At 37.7% G+C, this 17,393-nt stretch carries 18 protein-coding genes; 5 read left to right on the forward strand and 13 right to left on the reverse strand.

Annotated features, from left to right (window positions below):
* Nucleotides 1-41 precede the first annotated feature (41 nt).
* A complete protein-coding gene (locus RT723_RS09995) occupies nt 42-728 on the forward strand; it encodes a glutathione S-transferase (protein WP_315946934.1) in 687 nt (228 codons plus the stop codon).
* 18 nt (nt 729-746) lie between these two features.
* Here RT723_RS09995 and RT723_RS10000 read toward each other — a convergent pair whose 3' ends face one another.
* Nucleotides 747-1,220 carry a YybH family protein gene (locus RT723_RS10000; protein ID WP_315946935.1) on the reverse strand — a complete coding sequence of 158 codons (474 nt, stop codon included), beginning with the start codon at nt 1,218-1,220 and terminating at the stop codon, nt 747-749.
* A 156-nt stretch (nt 1,221-1,376) separates the two neighbouring features.
* The gene (locus RT723_RS10005; RefSeq protein ID WP_315946936.1) at nt 1,377-2,186 is read right to left on the reverse strand and encodes a mechanosensitive ion channel family protein; all 810 of its coding nucleotides are present in this window, start codon (nt 2,184-2,186) and stop codon (nt 1,377-1,379) included.
* 237 nt (nt 2,187-2,423) lie between these two features.
* On the opposite strand from RT723_RS10005, the gene RT723_RS10010 reads away from it, so the two are divergent.
* Both RT723_RS10010 and RT723_RS10015 read left to right on the forward strand, forming a co-directional pair.
* Nucleotides 2,424-3,530: a hypothetical protein gene (locus tag RT723_RS10010; protein ID WP_315946937.1), complete on the forward strand. Its 1,107-nt coding sequence runs from the start codon at nt 2,424-2,426 to the stop codon at nt 3,528-3,530.
* The gene (locus RT723_RS10015; RefSeq protein WP_216053763.1) at nt 3,527-4,102 is read left to right on the forward strand and encodes an LPP20 family lipoprotein; all 576 of its coding nucleotides are present in this window, start codon (nt 3,527-3,529) and stop codon (nt 4,100-4,102) included. The genes RT723_RS10010 and RT723_RS10015 overlap by 4 nt, the downstream gene beginning before the upstream one ends.
* Before the next feature lie 93 nt (nt 4,103-4,195).
* Here RT723_RS10015 and RT723_RS10020 read toward each other — a convergent pair whose 3' ends face one another.
* The 6 genes from RT723_RS10020 to queA form a co-directional block, all read right to left on the reverse strand.
* Complete coding sequence (locus RT723_RS10020) at nt 4,196-4,681, reverse strand: YajQ family cyclic di-GMP-binding protein (RefSeq protein ID WP_216053762.1); 486 nt, start codon at nt 4,679-4,681, stop codon at nt 4,196-4,198.
* Nucleotides 4,682-4,755: 74 nt separating this feature from the next.
* Complete coding sequence (secF, locus tag RT723_RS10025) at nt 4,756-5,715, reverse strand: protein translocase subunit SecF (protein WP_315946938.1); 960 nt, start codon at nt 5,713-5,715, stop codon at nt 4,756-4,758.
* A gap of 18 nt (nt 5,716-5,733) precedes the next feature.
* Nucleotides 5,734-7,593 carry a protein translocase subunit SecD gene (gene secD, locus RT723_RS10030; RefSeq protein WP_216053760.1) on the reverse strand — a complete coding sequence of 620 codons (1,860 nt, stop codon included), beginning with the start codon at nt 7,591-7,593 and terminating at the stop codon, nt 5,734-5,736.
* Nucleotides 7,594-7,659: 66 nt separating this feature from the next.
* Entirely contained in the window at nt 7,660-7,992 is a 333-nt protein-coding gene (gene yajC, locus RT723_RS10035; RefSeq protein ID WP_315946939.1) for a preprotein translocase subunit YajC, read from the reverse strand.
* Nucleotides 7,993-8,095: 103 nt separating this feature from the next.
* Entirely contained in the window at nt 8,096-9,229 is a 1,134-nt protein-coding gene (gene tgt / locus RT723_RS10040; RefSeq protein ID WP_216053758.1) for a tRNA guanosine(34) transglycosylase Tgt, read from the reverse strand.
* A 160-nt stretch (nt 9,230-9,389) separates the two neighbouring features.
* Nucleotides 9,390-10,448 carry a tRNA preQ1(34) S-adenosylmethionine ribosyltransferase-isomerase QueA gene (queA, locus tag RT723_RS10045; protein ID WP_315946940.1) on the reverse strand — a complete coding sequence of 353 codons (1,059 nt, stop codon included), beginning with the start codon at nt 10,446-10,448 and terminating at the stop codon, nt 9,390-9,392.
* 175 nt (nt 10,449-10,623) lie between these two features.
* Here queA and RT723_RS10050 point away from each other — a divergent pair, with 175 nt between their 5' ends.
* Nucleotides 10,624-13,110 carry an EAL domain-containing protein gene (locus RT723_RS10050; protein ID WP_315946941.1) on the forward strand — a complete coding sequence of 829 codons (2,487 nt, stop codon included), beginning with the start codon at nt 10,624-10,626 and terminating at the stop codon, nt 13,108-13,110.
* A gap of 80 nt (nt 13,111-13,190) precedes the next feature.
* On the opposite strand, the gene RT723_RS10055 is transcribed toward RT723_RS10050, so the two are convergent.
* The 5 genes from RT723_RS10055 to rplU form a co-directional block, all read right to left on the reverse strand.
* Nucleotides 13,191-13,562 carry a DUF3718 domain-containing protein gene (locus RT723_RS10055; protein WP_252731588.1) on the reverse strand — a complete coding sequence of 124 codons (372 nt, stop codon included), beginning with the start codon at nt 13,560-13,562 and terminating at the stop codon, nt 13,191-13,193.
* An 83-nt stretch (nt 13,563-13,645) separates the two neighbouring features.
* Nucleotides 13,646-14,137, reverse strand: coding sequence for a type 3 dihydrofolate reductase (gene folA, locus RT723_RS10060; RefSeq protein WP_315946942.1), 492 nt, complete (start codon nt 14,135-14,137; stop codon nt 13,646-13,648).
* An 18-nt stretch (nt 14,138-14,155) separates the two neighbouring features.
* Nucleotides 14,156-15,298 carry an Obg family GTPase CgtA gene (gene cgtA / locus RT723_RS10065; RefSeq protein WP_216053754.1) on the reverse strand — a complete coding sequence of 381 codons (1,143 nt, stop codon included), beginning with the start codon at nt 15,296-15,298 and terminating at the stop codon, nt 14,156-14,158.
* Nucleotides 15,299-15,508: 210 nt separating this feature from the next.
* The gene (gene rpmA / locus RT723_RS10070; RefSeq protein ID WP_216053753.1) at nt 15,509-15,766 is read right to left on the reverse strand and encodes a 50S ribosomal protein L27; all 258 of its coding nucleotides are present in this window, start codon (nt 15,764-15,766) and stop codon (nt 15,509-15,511) included.
* Nucleotides 15,767-15,785: 19 nt separating this feature from the next.
* Nucleotides 15,786-16,097 carry a 50S ribosomal protein L21 gene (gene rplU, locus RT723_RS10075; RefSeq protein ID WP_216053752.1) on the reverse strand — a complete coding sequence of 104 codons (312 nt, stop codon included), beginning with the start codon at nt 16,095-16,097 and terminating at the stop codon, nt 15,786-15,788.
* A 302-nt stretch (nt 16,098-16,399) separates the two neighbouring features.
* On the opposite strand from rplU, the gene ispB reads away from it, so the two are divergent.
* Nucleotides 16,400-17,371, forward strand: coding sequence for an octaprenyl diphosphate synthase (ispB, locus tag RT723_RS10080; protein WP_315946943.1), 972 nt, complete (start codon nt 16,400-16,402; stop codon nt 17,369-17,371).
* Nucleotides 17,372-17,393 lie beyond the last annotated feature (22 nt).

Consider the following 17,393-nt stretch of genomic DNA (forward strand, 5'->3'; position numbering starts at 1 on the left):
CAATCAATCGCAATGACATACATATTTGCAAAGAGGGCGGCGTGACAGAAAATAAGATGAATAAAACTAACCAGTTACCAATACTTTACTCATTGAGAAACTGTCCTTTTGCCATGCGTGCTAGACTTGCCATTTTTCGCTCAAAGAATCCGGTTATTCTACGATCCATCGTATTAAATGATAAACCTGCCAAAATGTTAACCGCATCACCTAAAGGCACAGTCCCCGTTTTGGTGTTACTAACTCCAGAAGGTAAGACTCAGCAAGTTATTGATGAAAGCTTTGATGTCATGCTTTGGGCATTAACACAAAATGATCCTGATGATTTATTACATAGCCAAGATTCAGTCGCTTCAAGCGATATGTTTGCCTTAGTGGCAAAGTTTGATAATGAATTTAAAGCTGCATTAGAACGGTACAAAGCGGCCAAACGTTATCATGAAGATAACTTAGTTGAGCTCCGACAGAACTGTGAACGCTATATTGCCAACTTGGAATTAAGGCTAACACAACATACATTTTTGGTGTCAGATAATGAGAGTATGGCCGACTTAGCAATACTGCCTTTTATCCGCCAATTTGCTAAGGTAGAACGCCAGTGGTATTTACAATCACCTTATCCTAATCTACAAAAGTGGCTAAACAACTATTTGCAAAGTCCAATGTTTAATAAAGTCATGGCGCTGCACCCTTTGTATTTATCGACTAATGAGGTTATTTATTTTTAATAACTTAACTAAAGGTAATCAGCTTTTAATACTGCTCCACATATCAAGATGCATTCGCCATATGCCGTTTACTTTTTTCCAAACGATCACATAAGTACCTCTAAATTGACTTTCTTTGCCGCTCGGGTGTTTACTCAAACCTGAGTAATATCCAACATCACTGGCCAAGTCTCCGCTTATTAATAACTCTTCTGAGTTCGTTTTATGCCACTGTAATTTCCATTCACTCTTTTTATTTGGGGTCCAGTACGCTCGAATACGGCTAATATTGTCTTCAATGGGGTTATTACCGTAAATAATCTTGGCATTAGGGCTATAAATCGCCATGATTTTATCGATATCCCCGGCAACAAATGCTGTTGAAAAGGCTTTTGCTTGAGCCTCTATTGCCGCTTTATCCGTTTCAGTGTTGTCTGCATAAGTCAGGTTATTGATAAGCAATATTCCAACAAGAATCTGAATAATCCGAGTTAATGAATGTTTAGATTTCATAATTTTATCTCTTTAATTTTATGTATTTTGACCTTAGATTGATTTGTATAAGCTGTAAATGGGTAACCCTGCGGTTAATGATATCGGGCACAAAAAAACCAACATTTTTAAATACAAAAATGTCGGTTCTTATCAACTTATTGTGTGCTTCGCTGTTTACTTGTGTAAATGCACATCCATTTGAGGGAATGGGATATTAAGCCCTTCTTTACCAAATGTTTTGTATACGTTTTCGTTCATATCGAAGTATACTCCCCAATAATCTGGTGCTTTAACCCAAGCTCTCACTGCAAAGTTCACTGAACTGTCAGCTAATTGAGATACCGCTATAAAAACTTCAGGATCTTTTAGTATTCTATCGTCAGCATCCGCTAATTGCTTAATAACTTGACGAGCCTTATCTAAATCGTCACCGTACGCAACACCGATTGTCCAATCAACACGTCTTTTTTCTTCCGTTGAATAGTTGATCATTGATGAAGTCGATAATCCACCATTTGGAATAATAATCGTTTTATTATCTGGCGTTTTTAAAATGGTATTAAATATTTGAATTTGTGAAACCGTTCCAACATATCCTTGTGCTTCAATAACATTACCAACCTTAAATGGTTTGAAAAGTAATATCATCACTCCGCCGGCAAAGTTTTGTAATGTTCCAGACAATGCCATACCGACAGCAAGACCAGCGGCACCTAATATGGCAATGAAAGATGTCATTTCAATACCCAGCATGCCCAGCGCACTAATCACCAACATGACTTTAAGCAACATACCTAACATGCTAAGCAAAAACGGTTTAAGCGATGGATCGATACTGCCTTTATCCAGTGCCATTTGCACACTTTTCATAATACCTTTGATAATCCAGCTACCTACAAAAAGAACGGCTAAGGCTGCAAGCACGTCCGGTCCGTTAGCTAAAACTAACTCAGTTAACTTATTTAATAACACTTCTGGTTCCATAATATTTCCTAATGTTTAGAAATTTAAAATAACGACTTGCCTCAAAGCATAACAATATACTGTGATTTGTTCATAACAATATACTGTGATTTGTTCATAACAATATACTGTGATTTGTTCATAACTATATACTGAATGTTTGTTTTTATTTTCTGTCAGAGCTTGCAGTAAATAAAGATTTACTTATAGTATCAACCAAGAGCAATTATGCTTTATCGGTTTGGATAAATTAAATTAATGGACTTACATTTAATTCGTCATATTTTTGCAAAATTGGCACTTTTAAAAGGCTGTAATATAAATCCGCCTGTATTTTTAGTCTTTAGTTTCATCATTATCCCACCATTTTCTGCACATGCTAATCCACCATGTTGGTTATCTAATCTTAATATCGAGCACAAACAAATTTATGGTGTTGCAAGTACAATAAGTGCTTCAAACCTACCCCCGCTTCACTTTGCAAAAGCGAATGCGATTAATAACTGGTTATTATCTGAAGGCCAAACAGAAATTAAATTTGATATTAACCTAACAACAATTGAAAAATACGATCTTGGTGGAGAAAACTTATATTTCTTGGCGGACTATCAACAAAAGAATAAAGTTTATAGTTTAGTTTCTACTAACCCTAATGCTAGCAACACCTCTCAAGCCTGCGCTATAACAAGCTGCAACATTCAACAATGTTCGCCATCTTGGATTTGTGAAGATCACTCAGAACAGGTTTCTTTTATCAGTGTCGCCGCACCAACTATATTTGCAAATAATCAAATAAAAAAGATTATCGACAATTCACAAAGCATAGCGAACACCATTAATCGAGCAAAGGTGGTAGGTGTTATTGATTTGTTACATTCAGATACCAGTCACCTTACCATTTCAAATATTCAACAAAGATACTCAATTACAGATTTAAGCCAACAAACAAATACCATAACCATTGGCGAAATGTGTAATGACAAGGGAACTTTATATTCACAAGTTACCCTTAATACCCCAAATATAAGTGCATTTCACAACTGGATGGATCAACCCTTGCTAGGTAATATATTGGGAGTTGTTGGTTATGCCAAAGGTCAAACGTCAACTGGGCGCCTCAGTGACCTGCTAAACGTAGCGGTCAGACGTGGCTTGTTTGAAATGGCAAAAACAAAAAATATAAACGTGGAAAATGATCTAAAATTAACGTCTAACACAGATGGTTATTATTCATTGATGAGCAAGTCTCATCAATACACAGAATCTATAGTGTCTGCCTATATTGCTGATATGAAGATGAAAATTAACGACAAATTACAACCTGAGATATTTATTTGGTTATTGGAAAATAAGGACAAATCATGAATAAGCTTACAAAATTATCAACTGCTATTGCGATTTCAGTGGCAATTACTGCTTGTGGAAGCACACCAGAGACACCGGATGAGCTAAATGCCAATATTCCTGAGTGGGTGTTAAACCCGGTTGTTGAAGACGGTATCGCTGCAGCGGCATGTGTATCTTCTTCAGGAAGCATGACAACTGACAAGGCTCAAGCAACCGCGTTATCTCGTGTTGATTTAGCACAGCAAATTGGAACAAAAGTTAAGGCACTTGATAAAACGTATCAAGAGCGTGTTGATGTAGCAGGACAAGCGCAAGTTGGCTCAACATTCACTTCAGTTTCAAAACAGTTAACTGAGCAATCATTAACAGGTTCTCGAGTAATTAAAACGTCTTATGCAAACTTTGATGGTAAAAACCAACTATGCGTATTAACGGCATTAGGTTCTTCTTCAACTAAAGAATTGTTTGATAACATCTTAAAACAAAGCGAACGTCCAGTGACGATCGATCAAGAAAAAGTGTTATATCAAGAATTTAAAGCGTACAAAGCTCAAGAAGAATTAGACGCTGAACTTATGAAAAATAAGTAACGAATAGCTATTAATTAATAAATAGTAAATCGTACAAAAAAACCCAAACTAATGTTTGGGTTTTTTATTGCATCAATAGTGCTCTTTATAGAACTAATCTCTAAAGTTATTAAACTGCAATGGTTGGGCTAAATCAGCTTGTCGTAACATTTGCATGACTTGCTGCAAGTCATCACGCTTTTTACCTGTAATACGAACTTTATCACCTTGTATAGACGCCTGAACTTTAAACTTATCTTCTTTGATCATCTTTACAATTTTCTTAGATAAATCTTGTTCAAGGCCTTGTTTAAAGTCCACCCATAACGTGTGCGTTTTGCCAGTAATATCTATCTTACCTGACGCATTCATCGCCTTCGCATCTAAGTTACGTTTAGTACATTGTGAACGTAAAATATCTGACAATTGCTTTATTTGATATTCCCCTTCAGCCGTCAATTTCACTTTTTCGTCTTTAAATTCAACCGAGGCATCAACACCACGAAAGTCAAATCGAGTGGCCAGTTCACGTTTGCTGTTTTCTGCTGCATGACGAACTTCATTCATGTCTATTTCAGAAACTATATCAAAAGATGGCATGGGTATTTCTCCTAACAAAAAGCCTTTCAAACGAATCAGAAAGGCTTTATTTCTAACAAATTTACTATTTACCGTTAAGGCATCATGGCGTCTTGATCGGCGCCTTCTTTTTCAACGACAGTCGGCATTAGATCTTCTTTACTAATACCTAAACCAAGTGCTATTGAACTGGCAACATACACAGATGAATAAGTACCAATAACAACACCGAACAGTAATGCTATAGCAAAACCTTTAATTAACTCTCCACCCATCAACAACAAAGCAAATAAAACTAAAGCAGTTGTAATAGATGTGATCATGGTACGGCTAAGGGTTTGTGTTAAAGAAATATTAATAATTTCCTCTGCATCACCCTGTCGTAATTTTATAAAGTTTTCACGGATACGGTCAGATACAACAATAGTATCGTTCAGTGAATAACCAATAACCGCTAATACAGCTGCTAAAACAGTTAAATCAAACTCAATACCTAAGACACTAAACAAACCAACAGTGATGATAACGTCGTGAGCAAGCGCTGATACAGAGCCTAAAGCAAAACGCCATTCAAATCGCATAGCAACATAAATTAATATGCAGATAAGTGCTGTTAACATTGCTAAGCCGCCTTGCTCTCTTAGCTCACCACCAACACTTGGGCCTACAAATTCAATTCTACGCATTGTAGCGGTATCATCCATGGCCGTTAATGATTGCATTATACGGTTGCCAACCATTTTAGAGTCTGCTGTTGTTTTATCTGCATTTTCTATTGGCGCTAAACGAATTAATACGTCTTTACTAGAACCAAAATTTTGCACGGTTGCGTCTCTAAAACCTTCTTCGTCCATTACTGAACGAATTTTTTGTAAGTCAGCGCTTTGATCAAAAGAAACTTCAATCAAGCTACCGCCAGTAAAATCTAATCCCCAATTTAGCCCTTTTGTCATAAATGACGCAAAAGCTCCAAGAATTAGAATTATTGATAAGGCCATACTAAAACGGCGTATCGACATAAATTTAATTGTGTCTTTTAGATTTAATAATTGCATTGTAATTATTCCGTCGTTTTAAATTGAAAGGTTATCAATACGTTTACCACCCCATGTGGCATTTACAATTGCTCGTGTACCTACAATTGCAGTAAACATTGACGTCGCAATACCAATCGCAAGCGTGATGGCAAATCCTTTAATTGGACCTGTACCAATTGCAAATAAGATCACAGCCGCAATAAAGGTAGTTATGTTTGCATCGGCAATCGTTGAGAATGCACTATCATAACCATGATGTATTGCTTGTTGTGGACTACGGTTATCTCTCAACTCTTCTCTAATACGTTCAAATATAAGTACATTGGCATCAACGGCCATACCTACCGTTAATACGATACCAGCTATCCCTGGCAAGGTTAATGTCGCGCCTGGGATCATAGACATAACACCAATGATCATTATTAAGTTTGCAGCCAGTGCAACATTGGCTACTAAACCAAACTTTTTATAATAGATAAGCATAAAGATAAGCACTAATCCAAAACCTAATAATACGGCATTCATACCCGCATCAATGTTTTCTTGACCTAGGCTTGGACCAACTGTACGTTCTTCAACAATTTGAATTGGCGCAATCAAAGCACCAGCACGTAACAATAACGCTAAGTTATGAGCTTCAGCTTGTGAACCAGAGCCTGTTATGCGGAAGTTACGGCCTAATCGAGATTGGATTGTGGCAACACTGATTACTTCTTCAATCTTCTTAAGTTTGAATTTGCCATTCGCGTCTTGTTTGTCTGTTTTTTTGTATTCAATAAAGACAACGGCCATTTGGTTACCAACATTGTCCTTAGTAAACGCTGACATTTTTGTGCCGCCTTTTGAATCTAAAGAAATGTTTACTTGTGGCATGCCGTACTCATCAAATGAACTACTTGCATCAACAATATGATCCCCAGTTAACGCCACTTTCTTCTCTAATAAAACCGGCCCAACTTTTGACTTTTCATATAATTTTGCACGAGGTGGAACGCGTCCATTTAATGCAGCACCTAAGTCTCCGTTAGTATCAACCAGTTTAAATTCTAGTGTCGCGGTAGCACCCAAAATTTCTTTTGCTCTTGCAGTATCTTGTACACCAGGAAGCTGTACAACAATTCGGTCTTGACCTTGACGTTGTACTAAAGGCTCTGCAACCCCCAATTCATTAACACGGTTACGAATGATGGTAATATTTTGATCTACAGCATAGTTACGCGTTTCTTTTATCTTTTCTGGTGTCATTCTTACCAGTAATTCGTAACCATTAGAATTACTGTCTTCAACAATACTGTAACCTTGATAGCGTTTTTCTAGTAATCGACGAGCCGGATCTAAATCCTCTTCTTTACGAAGCTCGATACGAACTGCTTCGTTTGCTACGTCACGTTTAATAGTACGATAGCGAATTTTTTCTTCACGTAAGTCAGCTTTGAAATCTTCAACCATTTGGGTATACGACTTATTCATCGCTTCACCCATGTCCACTTCCATCAAGAAATGTACACCACCACGTAAATCTAAACCTAACTTAAGAGGTCCGGCGCCTATCGCTTCTAACCAAGCTGGTGTCGCAGGCGCTAAGTTTAATGCCACAACATAACTGTCGCCTAAACTGTCGCCAATCGCTTCTTTAGCTTTTAATTGGTCATCTGAATTTTTTAGGCGAATTAATATACGGTCTGTTGTTAACTCTGATTTTTTGTAACTGATATTTGCGTTATCTAATTTTTCTACAACGCTATCTAATACTAATGCGTTAACTTCCGCACCACGAAGTCCTGAGACTTGAATCGCTGGATCTTCACCATATAAGTTAGGTGCTGAGTATAAGGCGCCTATGGCCAATATCATCAACACCATTATGTATTTCCAAAGTGGATACTTGTTTAACACGTGTTAACCCTTTTGAATTTATTTAACTAAAAAAAAGCCAGCCCAAAGGCTGGCATTTTGGAACAATTAGATTGATTTAATTGTGCCTTTAGGAAGTACTGAACTGATTGATGATTTTTGGATCATAATTTCAGTATTTTCAGCTAATTCAACTTTAACAAAGTCTTTATCATCTGATACTTTAGTGATTTTACAAAGCATGCCACCGGCAGTAAGCACTTCGTCACCTTTGCTTAATGAGCTAACCAAGTTTTTATGCTCTTTAACGCGTTTAGCTTGCGGACGATAAATCATGAAATAAAAGATTAGACCGAAGATCAACAACATAATTAACATGTCTGGACCTGCTGCTGGTGCTGCTCCGCCTTCTGCATATGCATTTGAAATAAATAAGCTCATTAGTTTTCCTTAATATTTTATTTTAATTTTTATATTGAAATTCTATATAAGGGCAAACCGTATAGATACAACTGCATGCCCTTAGTTTTATTATTTTATGTACTTAACTTGCTAAACCTTCATCAGACAAGCTAGGAACTGGCAATTCTCTTCTTGCGTAGAAATCAGCAACAAATTCATCTAATTTATTTTCATCTATTGCTGCTCTTAACCCTTCCATCACACGTTGGTAAAAACGTAAATTATGAATCGTGTTTAATCTCGCACCTAAGATTTCATTACATTTGTCTAAGTGATGTAAGTACGCACGTGAATAGTTTTTACATGTGTAACAATCACATTCATCATCCAATGTTGAAGGATCATCCTTATGGCGAGCGTTACGAATTTTTATAACCCCATTGGTTACAAATAAATGTCCATTACGCGCATTTCGAGTTGGCATTACACAATCGAACATATCAATACCACGACGCACTGATTCAACGATATCTTCTGGTTTACCAACCCCCATCAAATAACGAGGTTTATTTTCTGGTAATTTATATGCTGTGGTATCAAGAATATTAATCATATCCTCTTTTGGTTCACCAACAGATAATCCGCCTATTGCATAACCGTCAAACCCGATACCTTCTAGACCTTCCAACGAAGATTCGCGTAACTCTGGATACATACCACCTTGCACAATACCGAATAACGCTGATTTGCTATCACCGTGTTCATTTTTAGAACGTTCAGCCCATCTTAGGGATAATTCCATCGACGTTTTCGCTTCTTCGAATGTCGCTGGGTAAGGGGTACATTCATCAAATATCATGACAATATCTGAACCTAAATCACGTTGAACCGCAATTGAACGTTCAGGTGTTAACATGATCTTTTCACCATTAATTGGTGAACGGAATTCAACACCGGCTTCTGTGATCTTTCTTAAATCACCTAAACTAAATACTTGGAAACCACCAGAGTCAGTAAGGATTGGCTTATCCCAACCCATGAAGTCATGTAAATCACCATGTTTACGAATGATTTCTGTGCCTGGACGCAACATTAAATGAAAGGTATTACCCAAACAAATATGAGCACCCGTTTCTTTAACTTCTTCTGGTGTCATCCCTTTTACAGTGCCGTAGGTACCAACAGGCATAAATGCAGGTGTTTCAATAACACCTCGGTCAAAGGTAATTCTGCCTCGGCGAGCTTTACCGTCTGTATTTAATAATTCAAACTTCATTCTAAGTCTCAAAACTAAGGGCTGATTAATATGCTTTAGGTTCAAATTTTATTTAAATAACTAAGCATTCAGCAATGGGTAATAAAATGGCGGGTATTATATACCAGAGGGTTTAAAGAGTAACCCTCTAGTTGAAATTAGCTATGATCTATAAACAAGCTTAATCCGTAGCTTGATTCGTTAAAAACATGGCATCGCCGTAACTAAAAAAACGATACTCGTTAGCAATCGCTAAATTGTAACCTTTTAATATATTCTCTTTACCTGCAAAGGCAGACACTAACATAATCAAGGTCGATTCTGGCAAGTGAAAATTAGTCACCATGGCATCCACCACCTTAAATTCATATCCTGGATAAATGAAAATGTCGGTTTCGCCTGTAAAAGGAACTAATTGATCAAATTGTTTGCTCGGCATTGCGCACTTCCAAGCAGCAGATTCTATTGAGCGCACTGAGGTTGTACCAACGGCAATGACACGCTTACCATTGGCTTTGGTTGACTGTATAGCTTCAACAACGTTTTCCGGCACTTCTGCATATTCAGAATGCATCACATGCTCTTGTACATCATCGACTCGAATTGACTGAAACGTTCCAGCGCCAACATGTAAAGTCACAAACTCTGTACTTACGCCTTTGTCTTTTAACTTTTTTATTAATTCTTCAGTAAAGTGTAATCCAGCAGTTGGTGCTGCTACTGCCCCCGGTTTTTCATTGTAAACCGTTTGATAACGCTCTCTATCATCTTCCGTATCAGGTCGGTCAATATAAGGCGGCAACGGCATATGACCGTAGTTTTCTAACGCCGACAATGCTGATTCATTTGATAAAAACTTCAATTCAAACAAATCATTGTGACGCTTTATCATTTCCACTTTAACGGCATTTTCTAATGTTAAAATATTACCTGGCTTTGGTGACTTGCTTGCTCGAACATGCGCAAGTACCGTATGTTCATCCACTAAGCGCTCAACTAAAATCTCTACCTTTCCACCACTTTCTTTTTGGCCAAACAATCTTGCTGGTATAACTCGAGTATTATTAAATATTAATAAATCCCCTTCATTCACCAAATCTAAAATTTGTTCAAATTGACAATGTTTAATATCGCCAGTTTGCCCATCTAACGCCATCAATTTACTACTACTGCGCTGCTTCTTTGGCGCTTTGGCAATTAATGTTTCTGGTAAGTCAAAATGAAAATCAGCTACTTGCACTACAAACCTCTATTAAGAAATATTGCCATACTCATCAAGTATGATCGTTAGATAAAATCAAACAAATAGATATTGTATCAGCGTTTAAGATTTAGAGTCTTGTTTATTACTCATATTATTTATAAAGTAGGACACGTTTTAGTCCGATTACATAAAATGAGCGATATTACTCTATATGAATAGTCAACTACCCTTGTTGTTAATTTCTGCCGATGCAGAAACTAGGACAAAGTTGAAAAATTACATTAACAAACTTCAACTTTTTGATGTTGACGTAGCTTTTGATAGTAATGACGCAATCGACAAACTTAGGCAAAATCCTTATCAATTTATCATTTCTGATATAAATATCGGCGATGTAGATGCTTGGTGTTTATCCAGTTTAATCCGCTCAGACATTTACAAATGTGATAAAAAGACGCCCATCGTTTTATTAGCCGATACCCATAGTGAACGTATCGCAGAGGCAACTGCAAAATCATTTGGAATCAACTCTGTATTAGCTAAGTCTGACTCCGCTCGTGTAAATGAAATTTTAGCTGACGCCTTTTCTACTTCTTTACCCCTTAAAGATAGGTTAAATGGGTTAACCATTATTTCACAGGAAGACACCACTCAAGACTTCCAAGCAATATTAAAAGAACGATTTTATGTGGACACCACAGATTCAGCAAAAAGTGGATTGTCACTGATCCGTCAAAAAGACTTTGATTTTGTCATCATCGACAGTGAGCTTGAGAACGAAGCGGCAATGCCATTGATGCAAACCATTCGTTATGAAGTACCTAGTTTACCTATTGTTGTGCTTGTCCCAAGAAATGACTTTGACTGCGCTGAACACTTTGTATTAAATGGTGCGAGTGACTTTATATACAATCCTTTTAATGCATCACGAGTGCTTAACATTTGTGAACGCGCTGCCCGCCGAAACGATTTTATGATCAGTAATAAACAATTTACTGGCAAAGTCGATCAATTAGAGAAAAGTGAACGTAAATTTAAAGCCTTATCCAATGAACATACTCAATTACTAGGGCAATTGAGTTCCGTTGTCATGGAATTAGATGAAACAGGGCACATACGATTTTTAAATAACGCATGGAAAACCTTAACCGGTTTTACTATTGCACAGTCTCTTGGTCGTAACATTATGGAATTCATCGACAATGATGAATTTGGTACCGCAAAGTTTTCTGCTCAATTAAATAACTTATTAATGCAAACCACGTCTTCGTCAACAGAAGAAGTTCGAGTGCTTAACGCACAAGGGAAAAGTGTTTGGGTTGAGATTAAGTTTCATCAATTGATTAAAAATAAGAAAGTAAGAGGCCTTGCTGCCACCATAGATAATATCGATGACAGAAAAATTGCTGAGGATAAATTACAACACCTTGCGTTACACGATACCTTAACAGGACTGCACAACAGGTACTTTTTTGACACCGAATTAAATAGGCTAACCTTACTTGCCTCACGTGGCAGAACCGCACATTGCCTTCTTTATATCGATTTAGATCACTTTAAGATCATCAACGATACCGAAGGTCATCAAATGGGCGATCTTGTATTAAAGGAAGTGGCGCAATTATTATCAAAACGGGTTCGCCAATCTGATATTTTATGTCGTGTAGGTGGCGATGAGTTTGTCATCTTATTAGCAGAGACACATTTAGACCAAGCGATGAACATTGGGCAAAGCATTTGTAATCAAATTGCCAATGCCCATTTCCAATTTGGCAATAACAGTTACAAAATAAGTGCAAGTATTGGCGCGTCTGAAATCGATGGTAATGCGACGGCCCCAGAGTATTTACGAAGAGCTGACATTGCTTTATATGTTGCCAAAAATAAAGGCCGGAATAGAACTCACTGTTATTCTGAAACCGATACCGATACCAAACAACAACATGACAATATGCAATGGGCACATCGTTTACAAGAAGCCGTAGTGAACGATGGCATTATTCTCCACTTCCAACCTATTTGGGATCTTAAAAATGATGAGGTGGCTTATTATGAAGCCCTAGTTCGTTTAAATCTAAATGGGCAAATAATCTATCCCAACGAGTTTATACCTGCATTAGAAAGAGCAGAAGATATAAACATGTTGGATCACCAAGTGGTTCACCAAGCTATAAAATTAGTCAGCCAACACCCAGAATTGCATAAAGTGGCAATAAATTTATCTGCACAAGCCTTTTCAGATGAAAGGCTTTTACCGTTAATTCAAGAAAAATTAAACCTCCATAATGTTGACGGTGCCAAGATCATTTTCGAATTGACGGAATCCGCCAGTTTAACTAATGTAAGTGGAACACGGCGAATGATAGAAAAACTAAAACTGCTCGGCTGCCAGTTTTCCATTGATGACTTTGGCACTGGATTTAGTACCTTTGCTTACTTAAAAGAGTTACCCGCGAACTCAGTTAAAATTGACGGTAGTTTTGTGAAAGATATGGCGACAAATTCAGTGGATAGGTCACTTGTTTTAGCAATAATAAGTGTTGCTAATACCCTTGGAAAAGTTTGTGTAGCTGAGTTTGTTGAAGATAAACTCACTTTTGATGAGCTACGTAAATCAGGAGCTGACTTTGCACAAGGTTTTTATATAAGTAAACCGTTACCAATAGATCAAATAAAAGACTTTTCATTTAACCCATAAATTTTTAGTTCAATTTCACTTTGCATCAAACATAAAAAAACCGCCTTTAAGCGGTTTTTTTATTTTATGTCGAACTGGTATTAACGCTCAGCTATTGCTTTAACGATTGGTGAATCACCAAAACCGTTACTGGCTGCCCATTCTGCATCACCAGAACTTGCAAAGTGTGATGCTGGTAGACGTTTAACAATAAACTCACCAGTACTTGTCGCGCCGCTCTTTATCGCATAACGAACAAGAGGCTCACCACCACAAGAAATACCATCATATATATTACGCAGTTTAACACCGGCTTCTTTTAATTTTTTACGGAAACGACCTTTATTATCCGTTGCAACATTGTCACAAATACCGGCTAACAAAGCTCCAACATCCGCAGATTTAACCACTGGTGAAAAGGTTAAAACCATCATCACCAATATAGTTGTTAAGATACTTGCAAAAAACTTCATTAAATACACCCCATTAGTTTCTTTCGAACTGAAAATACCATAAAACATTTTGTTATTAAACTTTAAAGCTAAACTTCGTTTAACTATTTTTTGTCAAACCGAACAAATTCATAAGCAAGAGAATTATTTTCATCCGGCTTATGGCTTTCTGATTCAACTTGTTGCCAAGCACCGATTGTTGTCCAATCCGGAAAACGAGTATCGCCATCAACGTCCAAGTCAATAAATGTTAAATACAAAATATCAGCCTGGGGTAAAAATTGTTCATATATTTTACCACCACCAATGATCATAACTTCATCAACGCCTGCGACTAAAGACATCGCTAACTCTGTTGAAGATACAACCTCCACTCCCTCGTGTGTCCATTGTTGATTACGTGTAATAACAATGTTTTTACGACCGGGTAAAGGACGTCCAATTGATTCGAACGTTCTTCGTCCCATGATCACAGGCTTACCAAATGTCACCTTTTTAAAGTGTTTTAAATCGGCTGGTAAGTGCCATGGCATGTCGTTGTCTTTGCCAATAACTCTATCTTTTGCCATCGCGGCAATTAAAGATATCTTTGTCATATTCTTATTCTTTTAAAGCTATTCTTTGGTGTAAATGACATTAGGGTGATCGTCTTCATCATCCCAATCTTCGTCGTCAAGGTCATCATCAAAGCCTTCAGGCTGAGGAGTATCCCATTGAAACATTAACTTATCTTCTTCATCTGTAACTAACTCTCTCGGCATTAACTCAAGCGCATCAGAGATGTCGTTACACAATTCTTTGGTGTTGATGCCATTTACCGCAGATATTTGGTAAATAGGTCCTTCCCATTCCAACTCTTTCGCTATGTTCTGACAAAGTTCATTTGCTTCATCTTCAGGTAACAAGTCAATTTTATTAAAGACTAACCAACGCGGTTTCTCAACTAACTTTTCACTGTACTGTCTTAACTCATTAACAATGATTCTCGCATTATCAACCGGGTTTGAACCGTCAACTGGCAGAATATCAACCAAGTGTAATAGTACACGACAACGTTCTAAGTGACGTAGGAATCGAATTCCAAGACCCGCACCTTCTGACGCACCTTCTATTAACCCTGGAATATCAGCAATAACAAACGAGTTCCCCGCTCTCACTACACCTAAGTTAGGTACTAAAGTGGTAAACGGATAATCCGCCACTTTTGGTTTAGCTGCTGATACATTACGAATAAATGTTGATTTACCAGCATTTGGTAAACCTAACATGCCTATATCGGCTAATAATAATAACTCTAATTGAAGATCACGAACTTCACCTTCAGAACCATTAGTTTTTTGGCGTGGAGCGCGGTTTACACTACTTTTAAAACGAGTATTACCTAAACCGTGGAAACCACCTTTAGCCACTAACAAACGTTGACCATGTTTAGTCAAGTCGCCAATAACTTCATTTGTATCTAAGTCACGGGCACGAGTACCGATAGGTACAGGTAAAACACAATCTACACCACGTTGACCTGTACATTTACGCCCCATTCCATTTTGGCCACGTTGCGCTTTATGAAAACGTTCAAAACGGTAATCAACTAAAGTATTTAAACCTTCATCAGCCTCAAGGAATACGTCGCCGCCGTCGCCACCATCACCACCGTCAGGACCGCCCATTGGAACATATTTCTCGCGACGAAATGAAATGGCACCGTTGCCACCATCGCCAGCTTCTACTTTAATTTCTACTTCATCTACAAATTTCATATCACGAATAACTCTTATCTTAAGAAGAATTGTAACTATTCAACTTGTGACTCTGTTAACAAAAACGAGAATAACAACTTGAATAATTACAACTATATGACTGAACCCAAACATCTGCCAAGTAAATGGGCCATTCGCATTCAATATTAAGTGTAAAAACAAAAAACCCCGCAACAGCGGGGTTTCAAATTTTGAAAAGGTTAACTGAAATTATTCAGCTACAATACTTACGTATTTACGGTTAAGAGGACCTTTAACGTCAAACTTAACTTTACCTTCTGCAGTAGCAAACAATGTGTGATCGCGGCCCATGCTTACGTTAGAACCAGCGTGGAATTTTGTTCCACGTTGACGAACGATGATGCTGCCAGATAAAACTGATTCGCCACCAAAACGTTTAACACCTAAACGTTTGCTTTCTGAATCACGACCGTTACGAGTACTACCACCAGCCTTTTTATGTGCCATTTTATAGTTCCTCTATTAATTAAGCGCTAATGCCAGTAACTTTCACTTCTGTAAACCACTGACGATGGCCAGCTTGTTTACGTGAATGTTTACGACGCTTAAATTTAACAATTTTAATTTTCTCACCACGACCGTGAGATACAACTTCAGCTGAAACTTTTCCGCCAGCTACTAATGGAGCGCCAACTTTAACGTCGTCGCCATTAGCTACTAATAACACCTGATCAAACTCAATGATAGAACCAGTTTCTACATTAAGTTTCTCAAGACGAATAGTTTGGCCTTCAGCAACACGGTGTTGTTTACCACCACTTTGGAATACCGCGTACATATTACTCCGTCTCCTGTGCGTTCTTCGCACAAATTAATTCTGTAAAACAGGGCGCGAATTCTAATGGAGTTGAAATATAGACGCAAGCATAAATTGACTTAATTTTAAATTAATCTTGATTATTTTACATAATCTTCTCATTTTCACGCCAAGTTGCTAAATATTTGAGTATAAATACAATTTCATTGATTACTATTTCCACTAAATATCAAGAATTTGGGTTAAGTTATTTAGAATGTTTGGATACTCAGGTAAGATAACGCACAATTTTAGAGTCCAAGTATCAATTAGTCGAACTGTAAATGAACATCAAACAAATTTCTGAATTAGCAGAGCAAGATATGCAGTTGGTTAATCAGTGTATTAGCAAACAGTTAAACTCTGATGTCGCGTTAATAAACCAACTCGGTATGTATATCGTAAATAGCGGTGGGAAACGTATTCGCCCTATGTTGACAGTTCTGGCTGCCAGTGCCTTAGGTTACCAAGGTGAAAAGCAACATACATTAGCCGCAATCATTGAATTTATTCATACGGCTACCTTATTACACGACGACGTTGTTGATGAATCAACCCTAAGACGCGGCAAACAAACCGCAAACGCGGTATTTGGTAATCAAGCCAGCGTTTTAGTCGGTGACTTTTTATATACTCGCTCCTTCCAAATGATGGTGACATTAGATTCAATGCGCGTCATGAGCATTTTAGCCGATGCCACCAATGTTATATCTGAAGGCGAAGTATTACAGTTAATGAATTGCAATGATCCAAGCACAACGGAACAAAGTTATTTTGATGTCATCTACGGAAAAACCGCTCGTTTGTTTGAAGCAACAACACAACTAGCGGCCATCATTGCTAACAGTACACCTGAAGTCGAAGACGCTATGCGTTTATATGGCATGCACTTAGGCACCGCGTTCCAATTAATTGATGATGTTATGGATTATGCGTCAGAAGCACAAGATATGGGCAAAAACGTAGGGGACGATTTAGCTGAAGGGAAACCGACATTACCGCTGTTATACGCCATGTGGAATAGCTCAGGTATCCAACAGCAGCAGATCAGTGATGCGATTGAACATGGTAATGGCATGGAGCATTTAACTGCTATTTTAGCCACTATGGAGCAAACCGGTGCTTTGGAGTACACAAAACAAAAAGCAAACGAAGAAGCTGATAAAGCAATTCAGATGTTAGACATTATTCCTGATTCTGATTATAAACAAGCACTAATCGCACTGGCTAATATTTCAGTTAATAGAACGGCTTAAGAGCGGTAAGCTGTAAGCTGTA

Source organism: Psychrosphaera aquimarina (genome assembly GCF_032461525.1).
In the GTDB taxonomy this organism is placed as follows: domain Bacteria; phylum Pseudomonadota; class Gammaproteobacteria; order Enterobacterales; family Alteromonadaceae; genus Psychrosphaera; species Psychrosphaera aquimarina.